The sequence below is a fragment of the Caulobacter flavus genome (assembly GCF_003722335.1).
In the GTDB taxonomy this organism is placed as follows: Bacteria; Pseudomonadota; Alphaproteobacteria; order Caulobacterales; family Caulobacteraceae; genus Caulobacter; species Caulobacter flavus.
In genome coordinates, this window is sequence record NZ_CP026100.1 from 4,739,202 (window position 1) to 4,754,804 (window position 15,603).

Sequence of the window (15,603 nt, forward strand, 5' to 3'; positions counted from 1 at the left end):
TCCTCCCGGGGACATCGCCGCTTCGAGAACGGCGTTATCCTACTGTAGGCATGGGAATTGGACAGGCTCAAGTGGGGGCTGCTGCCGCTGAGGGGCAGCCGCGCTGGCGCGCACCCCCTCAGTCGCTCCGCGACAGCTCCCCCAGAGGGGGAGCATCTGCTCGGATAGATCCTCCCCCCCACAGGGGGAGGATCTCAAACCGCCGCCGGCGCCGGCGTCAGCGCCCGCACCGCGGCGATGATCGGTTCGGCTTCGGTGCGGACCAGCCAGTCGGGACTGACGTCGGCGAAGCGGACGAAGCCCTGGCGGTCGATGACCACCACGGCCGGCTGGGGCAATTCCCAGGTTCCCGTGCCGGTGACATCGCCGATGAACGCCCCCTTGGCGCGCTGGGCGGCCTGGCTGGCCTCGTCGGCCGTGTAGGTGACGCCGAACCGACGCCCCAGTTCGTTGCCCAGGTCGGAGGCGACCTTGTAGCCGAGGCCATGCCTTTCCCGGATCTCGCCCAGGCGCTCGGGAACCTGCGGGCTGACGGCGACAAGGGTCGCGCCGATAGCCGCAAGGGCCGGGGCCAGCCGTTCCTCGTAGTAGGGCAAGGCGATGTTGCAGGCCGGGCAGCCGGCGAAGCGGAAGAAGACCAGCACCGCCGGGCCCTTGGCGGTCAGGCTCTCCAGGGTGAGGTCGCCGCCCTCGACGTCCTTCAGCACGAAGGGATCGACCCTGTCGCCGACCTTGACCCAGTCGTCGGGCTCGGCCGCCTCGACCAGCCGGGCGCGCTGGTCGATGTTGATCTTCAGCGCCGCCGGCTCCCAGGTGCGCAACCGTTCGGCATGCAGGGCGGCCAGGCGCTCGCGCAGGGTCTGATGGCTCATGAGGTCCTCCCGTTTTCGTCTCGAGCGGCTTTGGCGGCGGCGTCGTCGATCGCCATCAGGCGGGCGCGCTCGAAGATCGCCCCCATGCGCCAGTGCTGGTTGGTGTGGGTCGCGGCGTGCTCGTCCCAGCCGCTGTCGCGCCGGAAGCCGCCGACGTCGCCGGTGGCCAGGGCCTGGTCGGCGGTTATCCCGGCGATGCGATCGGTCTGCGGCCAGACGAACAGCGCGTCTTCCGGACAGTAGAGTTCGCACAGGTAGCAGGTCTGGCAGTCGGCCTGGCGGGCGATCACCGCCTTGCCGCTGGCGGCGCGTTCCAGAACGTCGCTGGGGCAGACGTCGACGCAGGACCCGCAGCCGCCGCAGCGGTCGTCGATCACGACCTCGATCATGCCACCGCCTCCAGGATGGCCGCCTCGAAACGCGTGACGACGCGGTCCAGGCCGTGGACGCGCTGGCGCGAGGCCAGGCGCGGGTCGAGGCCTGGAGCGTCCTCGCGGCGATGCATGCCCCGGCTCTCGCGCCGTTGCAGGGCCGAGGCCTTGCTCCAGCGGGCGGCGGCGACCAGGGCGGAGGCCTCGCGGGCGCGAAGCAAGCCCCTGCCCCAGCCGCCGGCATGGGCGGCGATCTCGCGCCAGGCGCCGTCGAGCGCCTCGATCGAGGCTTCCAGTCCGGCGCCGGTGCGAAAGATGTTGCGATCGTAGGCCCCCATCTCGTCGCGCACGACCTGGACGGCGGCGGGCAGATCCACGCTCGCCAGCCGGCTGGTCGGTCGCAGCCCGACCTGGCCGATGTGATGCAGACGCCCGGCATGGCCTCGGCGCTCGCGGGCGAAGACCGCCGCGCCCTGCCCGGCCCATTGGCCCGACGACAGCGCCCAGGACGAGTTCACCGCCCCGCCGCCCGAGATCGCGCCGGTGACCAGCTCGCGGCTGGTCGCGTCGCCGGCGGCGAACAGGCCTGGCGCGGCGGTCTGGCAGAGCGCGCCGGCGATCCGCAGGCCGCCGATCCCGCGCACCGTGCCCTCCGACACCAGCGAGACCTCGAACCGCTCGGCATAGGCGTCGATCCCCATCCGCGCGAAGGGCCGCACGAAGTTGGGCTGGACCTGCGGCATCGCCTCGCGGATGTCTTGCGGGATGCGGTCGAGACGGCAGTAGAGCCGCCCCTTCAGCAAGGCGCGGGCCAGGTGCGGGCTGACGTCGGGACCGGCTGGAATGTCGAGTTCGTCGTCAGCCTCGTCGAACCAGCGGGCGAAGGCGAAGCTCATCGAGCGGGCCATGTTCGTGCCCGCCTGCATGGGCGTGTAGTAGTTGGCGAACTCCATGCCCGAGAGGTCGGCCCCGGCCTCGACGCCCATCAGCAGGCCATCGCCGGTATTGGTCGCCGAGCCCAGCAGGCGCGAGGCGAAGGCGCAGCCGCCCGTGGCCAGCACCACCGCCCCGGCCCGGATCGTCCACGGGCGCTCGCCGCGCAAAGCAACGCCCGCCGCCCCGGTGACGACGCCGTCGGCGTCGGTCAGCAGCTCCAGCGCCGGATGGTGGTCGAGGATGGTCGCGCCCGCCTCGAGGGCGAAGGCGCGCATGGCCCGCATGTATTCGGGACCGCGCAGGCCGCGATACTGGGTGCGCCCCTGCTCGTCGGTCGAAAAAGCGTAGTGCCTGGCCAACTGCGGCAGGCTGGTCCAGGTGAGGTCGAGGATCCGCGCCATCCAGTCGGGATCGCCCAGGCCCAGCGAGCGCTCGAGGCGGTCGGCGACGACGGCCTCGCGGTGTTCAGGAGGAACCCACCAGTGGCCAGGACCGGCCGTGGCGGTGACGCCGCTGGTTCCGCACCAGCCCTTGTCGGCCAGGATCACGCGCGCGCCCTCACGGGCGGCGGCGATGGCGGCCCAGGCGCCGGCCAGGCCGCCGCCGATCACCAGGACGTCGGTCTCCCAGTGCGGCGCATCGAAATCGGCGCTCATCCTGCGGCCGCCGCGTTGAAAGAGGAATCGAAGGCGCCGGCCGGATCCAGGGTCGAGGTGATCGCCCCCGCCGCGCGGAAGTGGTCGAGCACCGACCGCGCCTCGGCGACCGAAGTCTCGTCGATCGGCGTAGGCAGGAGCTTGTAGTTGCTGACTGTCCAGCGGGCGATGTCGAGCGAAAGGCCCGTCTCCTTGGACAGCACGGCGGCGAAGGCGTCGGGGTTCTGGGCCGCCCAGCGCCTGGCCTTGGCCAGGCGGCGCAGAAAGTCCTCGATCTGGGGCCGCTTGGTTTCGATCGCCCTGACGCTGGCCGCCTCGTAGCCAGCGCCGCTCAGGAAGCCGTCGCCGTCGGCCAGCACCCTGGCGCTGTCGTGCAGCCGGGCCAGCGCCACGTAGGAGCCCCAGGTCACCCAGGCGTCGATGGAGCCGGCCGTGAAGGCGGCCTTGGCGTCGCCTGGGCTGAGGAACACCACCTCGACCTCGGTCGGTGACAGGCCCGCCTTCTCGATCACCCGCAGCAGCAGGTAGTGGCCGATGGAGCCGCGACCGGTGGCGACCTTCCTGCCCTTGAGATCAGCGGGCGTGCGAACGGCCGAGTCCCTTGGCACGAGGATCGCGGTCGAGCGGCCGCCGCTGCGGCCGGCCTGCACGGCCTTGATCTTCGCGCCGCTGGCATAGGCGAACAGGAACGGCGCGTCCCCGGCTTCGCCCAGGTCGACCGCGCCGGCGCCCAGCGCCTCGAGCAGCGGCTGGGCGGCGGGAAACTCGCTCCATTCGATCTTGTAGGGCACGCCTTCCAGCGCGCCCGAGGCGATCAGCACCGCCTTGGTGCCGCCGCGCTGGCTGCCGACCTTCAGCGGCGCCTGGGCCTGCCCCTTGCCGCAGGCCGAGAGCCCAGCAAGAGCGCCTAAACCGATGACGAGCTGACGTCTGTCCATGCCGCCCTCCCCCTAGAAGCGTTGGGTCAGGCGGGCGTAGTAGTAGCCGCCGGTGATGCCGAAGGGCGAGAACAGGCCGTACTGCAGCGTTCCCTGGTCGGCGTTCACGATGCCGATCTTGTCGGGATACTGGTCGAACAGGTTGTTGGCCCCGATCGCGATGTTGGTGTTGGGTCGGACGTCCCAGGCGATGTCGAGGTCGGCGACCCATTTGGGGCTGTAGGTGCGATCCAGGCTCGCCGACGTGCCGGCCTCGGTATACTCGCCGTAGCGCGTGGCCCGCAGGCTGGCCGAGACCGTCTGACGGCTCCAGACCGCGCCCAGCACCACCTTCTCGCGCGGCGTGCCGACGGTCAGGTCGGAGATCTTCTGGCGGTCGAACAAAACGAGGTTGGGATTGACCGCCTTGAGGATCGCAGGCGTCTCGGCGACCTCGCGCACCTTGGTCTTGTTGAAGGCGTAGGCGGCGTTGAGGTTCAGGCGGCCGGCCGAGCCCAGGTCGAAGCCGTACTCGGCCACGAAGTCGACGCCCGTCGTCCGGGTCGAGACGGCGTTGGTGTAGTAGGTCGCCGTCAGGCCCTGTGGAAAGCGGGACAGCAGGCCCGCCAGCGCCGGCTGCGACGAAAGCTGGGTCACCGACAGGTCGAGGTTGCTGGTGTCGACGATGCGGTCGTCGATGTCGATCTGGTAGGCGTCGAGCGTCAGGCGCAGGCGCGGCAGCGGCTCGGCGGTGATCCCGAAGCTGTAGTTGGTCGAGGTCTCGGGCTGGAGCGGCGTCGCGCCCAGGGCCTTGGCCTCGGCGGTGTCGGTGCGCAGCACCTTGGTCGGGAAGGTCAGGTACTCGCCCGGCGTGCAGACCCCGCCGCGGAAGATGTTGTTGGGCGCGGCAGGGCACAGGCTGCCGGAGATGGTCGAGGTGGCGAACACTGTCTGGCCCAGCGACGGGGCGCGGAAGCCGTTGCTGACCGTGGCGCGCAGGGCGTAGCCGGGCAGGAACTCCCAGCGGGTGGTCAGCTTGCCGCTGGTCGTGTCGCCGACGTCGCCGGTGAAGCGCTCGTGGCGGACGGCCGCGCCGACGTACCAGTTTTCGGTCAGGTCGGTACCGACGTCGAGATAGGCGGCGTAGGAATGGCGGGTGGCCGAGCCGGCGTCCTCGGGCGCGGTGCCGGCGTAGGACGACAGGCCGGGATTGGGCCGAAGGCCGGCGAACGGCTGGCCGGCCGGGATGACGTAGTCGCCGACGACGTAGGACGCCTCGTCGCCGGCCTCGATCAGGAAGCGCTCGTAGCGATGCTCCAGGCCCCACGACACCTGCAGCGGCCGGGGCAGCACGCCCTCGAACGCGCGGGTGACGTCGAGGTTGTTGGTCCATTGCTGGAACTGGTGGGTCGACAGGTGGAAGTAGGTCGGGCTGTCGGGACCCAGGGTGGCGTTCAGGGTGTTCTGGCCGTCGAGCTGGGCGTGGTCCTGGGCGAAGGTGGTCGAGGCGTCCCAGGCCCAGCCGGCCTTCTCGCCGCGCGCGCCGAAGCTGGTCTGCCAGTCGAGCTCGAAGATCCGCCGCAGGGCGTTGAAGCCGTTGGGATAGACCTCGGGCAGCGAGTTGCGGTTCAGCGGCCGGCCGGCGGTGACGCCGGTGACGGGCGCGAGGTTGGGCAGGAAGCTGCCGGTGACCTTCTTCGACGAGCGATGGCTGAGCGTGCCGCTGGAATAGAGGGTCAGGTCGCGCCAGGGCAGTTCGGCGTTGTAGGCCGTGGCGATGATGTCCTCCTCGCCCGGGCCGTAGCTGGCGCCCCAGAAGTAACGGTCGGCCGTGGCGTCGCGCGGGTCGGGCGTCACCGTGGTCACGCCGCCGACGGTGGCGACCGTGGGCTGGTAGAGGTACTGGGCGCGCGAGGGCACGGCGCGGGAGGCCGCCTCGTTGTTCTTCCAGTTGATCGCCAGCTGCAGGAAGCCGCCTTCGTCACCGAGCGCGCGGCCGAAGTTCAGGCTGGCGGCGCGGGTGTCGCCGTCGCCCAGGTAGTTCTGGCCGCCGGTGTAGGAGAAGACCCCGCCTTGCGTGTCCTTCTTGAGGATGATGTTGACGACGCCGGCGATGGCGTCCGAGCCGTACTGGGCCGAGGCCCCGTCGCGCAGCACCTCGATCCGCTCGATCGCCGAAGCCGGGATCAGGTCGAGATCGACCGGCACGCCGCCCCGGCCGACCCGGGCCAGGTTGTTGATCAGCGAGGTGGTGTGACGGCGCTTGCCGTTGACCAGGAACAAGGCCTGGTCGCCGTTGAGGCCGCGCAGGGTGATGGCCCGCACCGTCCACGAGGTGCCGCCGCCGTTGACGCCGGGCAGGTTGAACGACGGGATCAGGGTGTTGAGCACTTCCTTGAGGCCGGTCTTGCCGGTAGCGGTCAGTTGCTCGGACGAGATGACGTCGATGGGCGCGGGGCTGTCGGCGACGGTGCGGCGCACGCCGCGCACGCCGGTGACGACGACGCCGTCCACGGAGTCGGCGGCAGCGTCCGCCGTCGGAATGGGCTCGGCGGCCAGGGCCGCGCCCGAGGCGCAGGTCAGCAGCAGCCCAACGAGGGCCGAGCGCTTCAGGGACTTGGGCAAGCAAACAAAGGTCAAAAGTCTATCCCCCGCGCGGGGCGCGTCGGCCCGGCGTCGTTCTTGGTCTCGAAGATCGGAAGGTCGGCGGCGCGGCTCGGCGGGCCGCGCCGCCTTAAGGGTCAGGCGCTCTTGCGCTCGCGGTACGGCACGTCGTCGGAGCCGATCAGCACCCGCTCCATCACCCGCGGGAAGTCGCCGTAGTCGCGCACGGCGTAGTGCAGGCCCGCGCGGTTGTCCCACAGGGCCACTGAGTTCTTCCGCCAGCGGAAGCGGGCGTGGTGCTCGGGCTTCTTCACCTCGTCGTAGAGGCGGGCCAGCAGGGCCTTGCTCTCCTCGGGCGCCAGATCGACGAAGCGCGACTTGAGGCTGAAGTTGATCCAGAAGATTTCCTGCCCCGTCTCCGGATGGGTGCGGATGGCCGGGTGCGCGGTCAGCGGATAGCGCTCGCCCGAGCGGTGCAGGGCGTCCTGGTAGTCGTGGACGACGTAGAGCTCGTCGACGGCGGCCTTCAGGTCGTCGGGCAGCCCCTTCCAGATCGCGTGGCCGTCGGCCCAGATGGTGTCGCCCCCGACCTCGGGGATGTGCACGGCCTTCAGCACCGCGCCGAACGACGGATTGACCCGCCAGCTGGTGTCGGTGTGCCAGTGGTTCTCGCGGATGTCGTACTTCTTGAAGGCCTCGGCCGAGATCGGCTGCACCGCGCGATGGGTTTCGACGCCGCCGGTCGGGTGGGCGTAGACCTCGCCGAAGTTGGCGGCGAAGGCCAGCTGCTGGTCGCGGGTGATGTCCTGGTCGCGGAAGAACAGGACCTTGCGGTCGAGCAGCAGGGCCTTGAGGGCGTCGCGCTGCTCGCGCGAAAGGGTCTGGCGCAGGTCGATCCCGGCGACTTCGGCGCCGATGGTCGGGCTGACGGGCGTGACGGTCAGGCCCAGGGCCTCACGGACCTGGTCGAGGACGGCGCTCATGGGAACCTCCTTGCAGCCGACACGACGAGGTCGGCGGAGGCGAACATGGCCAGCGCTCCCAGACAGCGCGAACGAGTATTTCTCAGAAAGAATTCAGAGATTTATATATCGCGAGCGGCAATAGTCGGCATTGGCGGCGCGCATATTTCAGCGGCGTGAATGACCAGGATGAGCCATCCTCGACAGACGGCTTGCGCCGCGCCCGACGATCGCCGAATAAACTCCTATCGAGTTAATAGAGTTTTCTGACCATGGCCTCGCCTTCAACGCCCGTGATCGCCGTGGTCGGCGCCGGTTTCAGCGGCGTGACGACGGCCCTCCAACTGCTGCGGGACGGAGCGGCCGTGCGCGTGATCCTGCTGGAGCGCAACACGCCGGTGGGCCTGGGCGCGGCCTACGCCAGCCACAACCCCAGCCACCGCCTGAACGTCCGCGCCGGCAACATGAGCGCCTGGCCCGACCAACCGGACGACTTCGTGGCGTGGATGCGGGACCTGGGAGTGGACGTCGGTCCAGGCGACTTCGCCACGCGCGGCGACTATGGACGCTACCTGCAGGGCCTGCTGGCCGGGATCGTCGAGGGGCCGGAGGGCGCGGGCCGGCTGGTGGTCGCCCCCGACGCGGTCGTCGGACTGGAACCGGGCGGCGACGGCTGGCGGCTGACCACCGCCATGGGCCGTCCGATCCTGGCCGACGCCGTCGTGCTGGCGCTCGGCAATCCCCCGCCCTGCCGGCCAGCGGGCGTGGACGAGGCCCTGGCCGCCTCGCGCGCCTATGTCGCCGATCCCTGGCGCTGGGACCCGGCGCGCCTGCCGAACGGGCCGGTGCTGCTGCTGGGCACGGGTTTGACCATGGTCGACGTGGCGCTGAGCCTCGAGGACGCCATGCCCGGCCGCAAGATCATCGCCCTGTCGCGCCGTGGCCTGACGCCCCGGGAGCACCAGGGCGAGCCGCCGGCCCGGCCGCCCTCGCCGCCGGCCCCCGACATTCCTCCGCTGGCCGCCCTGGCCTGGCTGCGCCGCACGGCGGCCGTGCACGGCTGGCGCACCGCCGTCGACGCCCTGCGTCCGGCGACCCAGGACCTGTGGCGCGGCTGGAGCGTGGCCCGCAAGCAGGCCTTCCTGCGCCACGCCCGGCCGTTCTGGGACGTGCACCGCCACCGCCTGTCGCCGGAGGTGGCGAGCCGCGTCGCCGACCTGCGCCGGACGGGCCGCCTGACGGTGGCCGCCGGCAAGATCGTGCGGCTGGCCGAAGCCGAGGACGGGCGGGTCGACGGCGCCTGGCGGCCGCGCGGCGAGGTCGGCTCGCAGCCCTTCTCGGTCACGGCGGTGATCAACGCCACCGGCCCCACAGGAGACGTCACCCGATCGGACGATCCGCTGGTGCTGGACCTGATCCGTAGAGGCCTGGCCCGCCCCGATCCGCTGCGCCTGGGGCTCGACGTGGACGCCGGCAACCGCCTGCGCGACGTGTCGGGCTCGGCGACGCCGACCCTCTTCGCGGTCGGACCGATCACGCGCGGCGCCTGGTGGGAAATCAACGCCGTACCCGACATCCGCGGCCAGGCGGCGCTGGTGGCGCAGGCCGTGCTCGGCGCGACGCGGCGCCCCTAGAGCTCCAGCGCCGCCGTGTGGATCAGTTCCGACAGCTTGCCGATCGACGGATGCGGGGCCGGACCGGTGCGGCGCACATAGGCCACCTTGGGCAGACTGGGCAGAGCGGCGTCGGCGATCGGCTGGGCGTCGGGGCGGAACAGGCTGGTGCGGCAGGTGACTGCCAGGCCCGACTGCACCGCCGCGCGCAGGGCCGACAGGCTGGGCGTCTCCAGCGCCACGCGGTAGGGCCGCCCTTCCCGCTCCAGCGCCGCCAGGGCCGCGTCGCGGAAGCGGCAAGGCGCCTCAAGGATGGCGACCGGCAGGACGTCTAGCTGGGCGAGATCCGGGTCGCCATGCCAGACCATAGGCACGGTGCGGGCGGCGGCCGGGTCGTCGTAGGCGCCCATGCACAGGATCACGTCCAGCCGGTCGCTGCGCAGCAGTTCCAGAAGCTCGGGAGACCCCGCCACCCGCACCTGCAGCTGGGTGTCGGGGTTTAGCTTGGCGAAGCGGGCCAGGACGCCCGACAGCAGGGTCTCGGCGAAGTCCTGCACCAGCCCCACCCGCGCCGGCCCGGCCAGGGCGTCGCCCGTGAGGGCCACCACCGCCCGGTCGTTCAGCGCCAGTATATCGCGGGCGTGACCCAGCAGGGTCTGGCCCGCCGGAGTGAGCGACAGCCGCCGCCCCTCGCGGTGGAACAGCGGCGTCAGAACGGTCTCTTCCAGCCGCTTCATCTGCAGGCTGAGCGCCGACTGCGTGACGAAGACGCGCTCGGTGGCGCGCAGCATCGAACCGCTGTCGACGATGGCCACGAAGCTGCGGAGAAGTTCGGTCGGAAGGTTGGTCGGCATCTGGCGTCCCGTCTGACCCCTTGAGGAACTCTAATAAGACCCCTGAGGATAAGTCTATTGATCGAGTAGGAATTCAGCGTCCATCTCTGTGAAGCAACGGCGCCCCCGCCGCAACGGTCACAGCGATGGAAGCGACCCGATGTCTTTGGCGATCGCCGATAGAATTTCTTCAGCCAGATCATTCAGATGGCCACGCCTGTCGCGCGCCCGGTGGCTGTCGCCGGTGCTGCTGCTGGCCTTGTGGGAACTGGGATCGCGGCTAGGGGTGATCCCCGAGCGCGTGCTGGCCGCACCCTCGACGGTGGCGGAAACCTTCCGGGCGCTGACCACCTCAGGCGAGCTTCCCGCCAACCTGCTGGTGTCGCTGGCGCGCGCCGCCGCCGGCCTGTCGATCGCCCTCGTCGTGGCGGTCACCCTGGGCCTGGCGGCGGGGCTGTCTCGCCTGGGCGAGACGGCGATCGACCCGCTGATGCAGATCAAGCGGACCATTCCGTCCCTGGCCCTGACCCCTCTCTTCATCGTCTGGTTCGGCATCGGCGAGACGCCGAAGATCGTGCTGATCGCCGTGGCGACCACATTCCCGATCTATCTCAACCTGTTCGCCGGGGTGCGCGGCATCGACGTGCGGCTGGTCGAGGCAGCTCGCAGCTTCGGCCTGTCGGGCTGGAGCCTGGTGCGCGAGGTGATCCTGCCCGGCGCCCTGCCCTCGTTCTTCGTGGGCCTGCGCTACGCCCTGGGCGTCTCGGTGCTGGTGCTGGTGGTGGCCGAGCAGATCAACGCCCAGGCCGGCCTTGGCCACCTGATCAACAACGCCCGCGACTTCATGCGGACCGACATCATCGTCGTCTGCCTGCTCGTCTACGCCCTGCTCGGCCTCGGCGCCGACGCCCTCGTCCGCACGCTGGAGCGCCGCGCTCTGGCCTGGCGGCCCAGCCTCGTGGAGCAATGACCATGGTCCAGCCGCGCATCCGCCGCCGCGCCTTCGACGCCGTAACGCCCGCGCCGATCGCCACGCCGGTCGCCCCCGCCGTGAAGCTGACCGGCTTCGTCCGCCAGTTCGGCGACAACCGGGTCATCGACGGCCTCGACCTGTCGATCGCGCCGGGCGAGTTCGTCGCCCTGCTGGGCGCCAGCGGTTCAGGCAAGACCACCCTGCTGCGCACCCTGGCCGGCCTCGATCCGGTCGGCGACCAGGACGTGACGACGCCCGACACCCGCGCCGTGGTGTTCCAGGACGCCCGCCTGCTGCCGTGGAAGAAGGTCTGGCGCAACGTGGCGCTGGGCCTGAAAGACAAAGGGGTCCGGGCCAGGGCGGAGGCGGCGCTGAAGGAGGTCGGCCTCGGCCACCGGCTGGACGCCTGGCCCTCCACGCTGTCGGGCGGCGAGGCCCAGCGCACGGCCCTGGCCCGCGCCCTCGTACGCGAACCGGGCCTGCTGCTGCTCGACGAGCCGTTCGCGGCCCTCGACGCCCTGACCCGGCTGAAGATGCATGACCTGGTGCTCAATCTCTGGAACGAGCACAAGCCGGCCGTTCTGCTGGTCACCCACGACGTCGACGAGGCCATCGCCCTGGCCGACCGCGTGCTGGTGCTGAACAAGGGCAGGATCGCCGCCGAGGAGCATATCGCCCTGGAGCGCCCGCGCGCGCCGGACGCCCGCTTCCAGACCATTCGCCGCCGCTTGCTGGGCCACCTGGGCGTCGAGGCCCCGGCCCCGCACGAGGCCGCCCTGATCGCCTTCCCGACCGGCGAGGCCGTGCAGTGAGCAGCGCCGCCGCCCGCAAGCTGGAGCCCGCGCCCCACCTGCCCGACCTCGACGCGGTTCTGCCGCGCCTGACGGAGGCCTTCGCCGCCACCGCCGGCCGCCACGACCGCGAGGCCAGCTTTCCCTTCGCCAACTTCCAGGCCCTGCACGAGGCGGGCCTGCTGGCGCTGACCGCGCCCAAGCGCCTGGGGGGGCTGGAAAGCGACCTGCCCACGGCGCTGAAGGTGGTCTCGGCCGTCGCGCGGGGCGAACCGGCCACGGCGCTGGTGCTGGTCATGCAGTACCTGTTCCACGCCTCGGTCGAGGGCCGCTCGGGCTGGCCCGAGCACCTCAAGCAGCGGGTGATCGGCGACGCCATCGCGCACGGCGCCCTGATCAACGCCCTGCGGGTCGAGCCCGACCTTGGCACTCCCGCCCGCGGCGGTCTTCCGGCCACCATCGCCCGCCGCACGCCGGAAGGCTGGCGGATCAGCGGCCGCAAGATCTACTCCACCGGTTCGTCCGCCTTGACCTGGTTCGTGGTTTGGGCCCGCAGCGACGGCGAACCCGCTCAAGGGGGGCCCCTGGTCGGCGGCTGGTTGGTGCGAGCCGATACGCCCGGCGTGGTCATCGAGGAGACCTGGGACCATCTGGGCCTGCGGGCCAGCGCCAGCCACGACGTGATCTTCGAGGATGTGCTGGTCCCGCTGGACCACGCGCTGGATCCCCAGCCCCTGGGCGCGCCGCCGCCCTATCCGGCGGCGTTCGGAACCTGGTCGTCGGTGCTGACGGCAGCGATCTACGACGCGGTGGCCCGCGCCGCTCGCGACTGGCTGGCTGACTTCCTGATCAGCCGCAGGCCGGCCAACCTTGGCGCCAGCCTGTCGACCCTGCCCCGCTTCCAGGAGGCGCTGGGCGAGATCGACGGCCTGCTGCTGGCCAACCGCGTGCTGCTGGACAGCGCCGCGCGCGGCGACACGGCGGCCGGCGAAAGCGGCCTCGTCAAGCACCTGGTCACCGAGAACGCCATCACCGTGGTTGAGAAGGCCCTGAAGCTAACCGGCAATCCCGGCCTGACCCGCGCCAATCCGCTGGAACGCCATCACCGCGACGTGCTGTGCGGCCGGGTGCACACGCCCCAGGCCGACGTGGTGCTGACCGGGGCCGGGCGTGCGGGGTTCGCGGAACGCGAGGCCGTGCGATGAGCCGACTCGTCGTCGCCAGCCAGCTGCCCGAGGTGTTCAACAGCGTCTTCGCCCAGCATGCGGCCGACGCCGAGATCATCGCCGTGCCGCCCGGCCTGACCGCGCCCCTGCCGCCCTCGGCCAAGGTTCTGGTGGCCGCGCCGTTCCGCAAGGCCGGCGGCGTGCTGCCCGCCAAGGCTCCGCCCGGCTGGCCGTTCGACGTGCGCTGGGTTCAGCTGGTCTCGGTGGGCATCGACTTCTATCCGGACTGGCTGTTCGACGGCCCGGTCGTGACCTCGGCGCGCGGCTCTTCGGCCGTGGCGCTGGCCGAGTTCGCCCTGGCGGCGATCCTGGCCGACGCCAAGCGCCTGCCCGAGATCTGGATCGACAGGGCCGAGCGCTGGACGCCCCAGCCGCTGAAGCTCATCTCCGGCACGACGCTGGGCATCGTCGGCTTCGGCGCCATCGGCGAGGCCCTGGCGCCGCGCGCCCAGGCCCTGGGGCTGAACGTCGTCGCCACCCGCCGCTCGGACAAGCCGATCCCGGTGGCCGGGGTCGAACGCGTGGCGGACCTGAAGACCCTGTTCGCCCGCAGCGACCACGTGGTGCTGGCCGCTCCGGCGACGCCGCAGACCGAGCGCCTGATCGGCCGCGAGGTGCTGGCCCACGCCAAGCCCGGCCTGCACCTGATCAACATCGCCCGCGGCGCGCTGATCGACGACGACGCCCTGCTGGCGGCGCTGGACGACGGCCGCGTCGGCCGCGCCAGCCTGGACGTCACCTTCCCCGAGCCGCTGACCGACGGGCACCCGTTCTACGGCCATCCGAAGGTTCGGCTTTCGCCCCACACCTCGGTGCACACGCCCGACACCCGCATCAACCTGGCGACCCAGTTCGCCGAGAACCTCGCCCGCTTCCGCGCCGGCGCGCCCCTGGCCGACGTCGTCGACCTGTCGCGCGGCTACTGACAACAAGGACATTTCGCGATGACCGCGATCCCATCGCCCCGGGGCTTTGCCGCCGCCGGCCCGCACCCTGCCAAGATAGAGACCGTGCTGCCGCCGTTCGGCGCACGCGAGATCCCCCAGCAGCCGACGCTCGAGCTGGAGCGGCTCTATCGCAAGCAGCGCCTGGCCGCCGGCTACCGGCTGTTCGGCCGCCATGGCTTCGACATGGGCGGCGCGGGCCACATCACCGCCCGCGACCCGGAACTGACCGACCATTTCTGGGTCAATCCGCTGGGCGTGCACTTCTCGCGCATCAAGGTTTCGGACCTGATGCTGGTCAGCCACGCGGGCGAGATCGTCCAGCCGCCGGCCAAGTCGCCCGCCCGCCTGAACCGGGCCGCCTTCGCCATCCATTCCCAGCTGCACGAGGCCCGTCCCGACGTGGTGGCCGCGGCCCACTCGCACTCGCTGTACGGCAAGGCCTGGTCAGCGCTGGGGCGGCTGCTGGATCCGCTGACCCAGGACTCGGCGGCCTTCTACGACGACCACGCCCTGTTCGAGGAGTTCTCGGGCGTGGTGCTCGACACCAGCGAGGGCCAGAAGATCGCCAGGGCCCTGGGACCGAAGAAGGCGGTGATCCTGCAGAACCACGGGATTCTGACCGTCGGCCAGTCGGTCGAGGCCGCTGTCTGGCGCTACCTCGCCCTGGAGAACGCCTGCCAGGCCCAGCTGCTGGCCGAGGCCGCCGGCCCGACCAAGCCGATGTCGCCCGAGGTGGCCAGGCACACCGCCAGCCAGGTCGGCACGGAGCTCGGCGGCGTCTACGCCTTCCAGCCCTACTGGGACATCGTCACCGAAGAAGAGCCGGACCTGTTCGACTGATGACCGGCCTTTCCCTGTCCCGCCGCGACCTGATGGCCGGCGGCCTTTCGATCGCGGGCCTGTCCATGGCCGGCCTGACCACCGTCAATCTGGCGGCCTGCTCGCCCACGGGCGACGACAGGGCCGGCTCGCTGGCCGACCTGACGCTGAGGGTCGCCACCTATCGCGGCAATCCCGAGAGCTTCTTCGCCGAGGCGGGCATCCAGGACCCGTCCTACAAACTGGCCCGCACCCAGTTCGCCGGCGGCAACCTGATCGCCGAGGCGATCAACGCCCGGGCGCTGGACTTCGGCGGCATGAGCGAGATCCCGCCGATCTTCGTCGCCGCCCAGCCCGGCAACCAGGTCCGCATCGTCGGGGTGCTGCGCGGCGACGTGAACAACCAGGTCGTACTGGTTCCCAAGGGCTCGCCGGTCGGCGACTTCAGGCAGCTGAAGGGCAAGCGCGTCGGCTACGTGAAGGCCACGACCTCGCACTACATCCTGCTGCGCCTGCTGCAGGAGGCGGGCCTTTCCTGGAACGACATCCAGCCGGTGGCGCTGAGCCCGCAGGACGGCCTGGCGGCCTTCCAGAGCGGGGCGCTGGACGCCTGGGTGATCTACGGTGTCATCGTCTACCAGGCCCGCGAGGCCGAGGCGCGGGTGCTGCGCACGGCGCTGGGCATACTGTCGGGCAACTATCTGATCACCGCGGCCAAAGAGGCGCTGGACGACCCGGTGCGGTTCCAGGCGCTGGGCGACTATGTCAGCCGCTACAAGCGGGTGTTCGACTGGATCAACGCCGACGGCGAGCGCTGGGCCCAGGCCCGGGCCAAGGTCACCGGCGTCAAGGCCGACTACTACGCCCAGGAGTTCCGCGAGAAGTCGTCGCTGAACTATCTGGAGCCGATCAGCGAGGCGGCCATCGCCTCGCAGCAGGCCGTGGCCGACACCTTCGCCGCCGCCAAGATCATTCCTGCCCGGGTCGACGTGCGGCCGCTGTGGGATGACCGGCTCTCATCGTTTCTGAAATGATGTCGAGCATCGCAAATATATCCGATGACTTCAGACGATATGAGCGGAG

General features: G+C 71.0%; 14 protein-coding genes. 7 read left to right on the forward strand and 7 right to left on the reverse strand.

The window, feature by feature from the left end:
* Window positions 1-194 precede the first annotated feature (194 nt).
* The 6 genes from C1707_RS21655 to C1707_RS21680 all read right to left on the reverse strand — a co-directional run bounded on the left by C1707_RS21655 (window position 195) and on the right by C1707_RS21680 (window position 7,339).
* Entirely contained in the window at window positions 195-872 is a 678-nt protein-coding gene (locus C1707_RS21655; RefSeq protein WP_101714591.1) for a peroxiredoxin-like family protein, read from the reverse strand.
* A complete protein-coding gene (locus tag C1707_RS21660) occupies window positions 869-1,261 on the reverse strand; it encodes a 4Fe-4S dicluster domain-containing protein (protein WP_101714590.1) in 393 nt (130 codons plus the stop codon). The genes C1707_RS21655 and C1707_RS21660 overlap by 4 nt, the downstream gene beginning before the upstream one ends.
* Window positions 1,258-2,835, reverse strand: coding sequence for an FAD-dependent oxidoreductase (locus tag C1707_RS21665; RefSeq protein ID WP_101714589.1), 1,578 nt, complete (start codon window positions 2,833-2,835; stop codon window positions 1,258-1,260). The genes C1707_RS21660 and C1707_RS21665 overlap by 4 nt, the downstream gene beginning before the upstream one ends.
* Window positions 2,832-3,773 carry an ABC transporter substrate-binding protein gene (locus C1707_RS21670; RefSeq protein ID WP_101714588.1) on the reverse strand — a complete coding sequence of 314 codons (942 nt, stop codon included), beginning with the start codon at window positions 3,771-3,773 and terminating at the stop codon, window positions 2,832-2,834. Before C1707_RS21670 ends, C1707_RS21665 begins: the two co-directional genes overlap by 4 nt.
* Window positions 3,774-3,785: 12 nt before the next feature.
* Entirely contained in the window at window positions 3,786-6,377 is a 2,592-nt protein-coding gene (locus C1707_RS21675) for a TonB-dependent receptor plug domain-containing protein (protein ID WP_240633781.1), read from the reverse strand.
* 116 nt (window positions 6,378-6,493) lie between these two features.
* Window positions 6,494-7,339: a TauD/TfdA dioxygenase family protein gene (locus C1707_RS21680; protein ID WP_101714587.1), complete on the reverse strand. Its 846-nt coding sequence runs from the start codon at window positions 7,337-7,339 to the stop codon at window positions 6,494-6,496.
* Between the two features lie 251 nt (window positions 7,340-7,590).
* On the opposite strand from C1707_RS21680, the gene C1707_RS21685 reads away from it, so the two are divergent.
* Window positions 7,591-8,952 (forward strand): FAD/NAD(P)-binding protein, encoded by a 1,362-nt coding sequence (locus C1707_RS21685; protein ID WP_101714586.1) that lies wholly within the window; start codon window positions 7,591-7,593, stop codon window positions 8,950-8,952.
* Here C1707_RS21685 and C1707_RS21690 read toward each other — a convergent pair.
* On the reverse strand, window positions 8,949-9,785 hold the full coding sequence (locus C1707_RS21690; RefSeq protein ID WP_101714585.1) for a LysR substrate-binding domain-containing protein: 837 nt from the start codon (window positions 9,783-9,785) through the stop codon (window positions 8,949-8,951). The genes C1707_RS21685 and C1707_RS21690 overlap by 4 nt on opposite strands.
* A 223-nt stretch (window positions 9,786-10,008) precedes the next feature.
* On the opposite strand from C1707_RS21690, the gene C1707_RS21695 reads away from it, so the two are divergent.
* The 6 genes from C1707_RS21695 to C1707_RS21720 are packed head-to-tail and all read left to right on the forward strand — an operon-like array spanning window position 10,009 to window position 15,554.
* Window positions 10,009-10,734: an ABC transporter permease gene (locus tag C1707_RS21695; protein WP_240633782.1), complete on the forward strand. Its 726-nt coding sequence runs from the start codon at window positions 10,009-10,011 to the stop codon at window positions 10,732-10,734.
* Window positions 10,731-11,549: an ABC transporter ATP-binding protein gene (locus C1707_RS21700; protein ID WP_420808206.1), complete on the forward strand. Its 819-nt coding sequence runs from the start codon at window positions 10,731-10,733 to the stop codon at window positions 11,547-11,549. Before C1707_RS21695 ends, C1707_RS21700 begins: the two co-directional genes overlap by 4 nt.
* The gene (locus C1707_RS21705) at window positions 11,546-12,733 is read left to right on the forward strand and encodes an acyl-CoA dehydrogenase family protein (protein WP_101714582.1); all 1,188 of its coding nucleotides are present in this window, start codon (window positions 11,546-11,548) and stop codon (window positions 12,731-12,733) included. The genes C1707_RS21700 and C1707_RS21705 overlap by 4 nt, the downstream gene beginning before the upstream one ends.
* Window positions 12,730-13,680 carry a D-isomer specific 2-hydroxyacid dehydrogenase family protein gene (locus C1707_RS21710; protein ID WP_101714581.1) on the forward strand — a complete coding sequence of 317 codons (951 nt, stop codon included), beginning with the start codon at window positions 12,730-12,732 and terminating at the stop codon, window positions 13,678-13,680. Before C1707_RS21705 ends, C1707_RS21710 begins: the two co-directional genes overlap by 4 nt.
* An 18-nt stretch (window positions 13,681-13,698) precedes the next feature.
* A complete protein-coding gene (locus C1707_RS21715) occupies window positions 13,699-14,541 on the forward strand; it encodes a class II aldolase/adducin family protein (protein ID WP_101714580.1) in 843 nt (280 codons plus the stop codon).
* Window positions 14,541-15,554, forward strand: coding sequence for an ABC transporter substrate-binding protein (locus tag C1707_RS21720; RefSeq protein ID WP_101714579.1), 1,014 nt, complete (start codon window positions 14,541-14,543; stop codon window positions 15,552-15,554). Before C1707_RS21715 ends, C1707_RS21720 begins: the two co-directional genes overlap by 1 nt.
* Window positions 15,555-15,603 lie beyond the last annotated feature (49 nt).

What these genes read in the sequence shown, in the direction of transcription:
- C1707_RS21685 (WP_101714586.1), top strand. Translation starts at nt 7,591, where the DNA reads ATGGCCTCGCCTTCAACGCCCGTGATCGCCGTGGTCGGCGCCGGTTTC.
- C1707_RS21680 (WP_101714587.1), bottom strand. Translation starts at nt 7,339, where the DNA reads ATGAGCGCCGTCCTCGACCAGGTCCGTGAGGCCCTGGGCCTGACCGTC.
- C1707_RS21655 (WP_101714591.1), bottom strand. Translation starts at nt 872, where the DNA reads ATGAGCCATCAGACCCTGCGCGAGCGCCTGGCCGCCCTGCATGCCGAA.
- C1707_RS21665 (WP_101714589.1), bottom strand. Translation starts at nt 2,835, where the DNA reads ATGAGCGCCGATTTCGATGCGCCGCACTGGGAGACCGACGTCCTGGTG.
- C1707_RS21710 (WP_101714581.1), top strand. Translation starts at nt 12,730, where the DNA reads ATGAGCCGACTCGTCGTCGCCAGCCAGCTGCCCGAGGTGTTCAACAGC.
- C1707_RS21660 (WP_101714590.1), bottom strand. Translation starts at nt 1,261, where the DNA reads ATGATCGAGGTCGTGATCGACGACCGCTGCGGCGGCTGCGGGTCCTGC.
- C1707_RS21700 (WP_420808206.1), top strand. Translation starts at nt 10,731, where the DNA reads ATGACCATGGTCCAGCCGCGCATCCGCCGCCGCGCCTTCGACGCCGTA.
- C1707_RS21670 (WP_101714588.1), bottom strand. Translation starts at nt 3,773, where the DNA reads ATGGACAGACGTCAGCTCGTCATCGGTTTAGGCGCTCTTGCTGGGCTC.
- C1707_RS21720 (WP_101714579.1), top strand. Translation starts at nt 14,541, where the DNA reads ATGACCGGCCTTTCCCTGTCCCGCCGCGACCTGATGGCCGGCGGCCTT.
- C1707_RS21690 (WP_101714585.1), bottom strand. Translation starts at nt 9,785, where the DNA reads ATGCCGACCAACCTTCCGACCGAACTTCTCCGCAGCTTCGTGGCCATC.
- C1707_RS21715 (WP_101714580.1), top strand. Translation starts at nt 13,699, where the DNA reads ATGACCGCGATCCCATCGCCCCGGGGCTTTGCCGCCGCCGGCCCGCAC.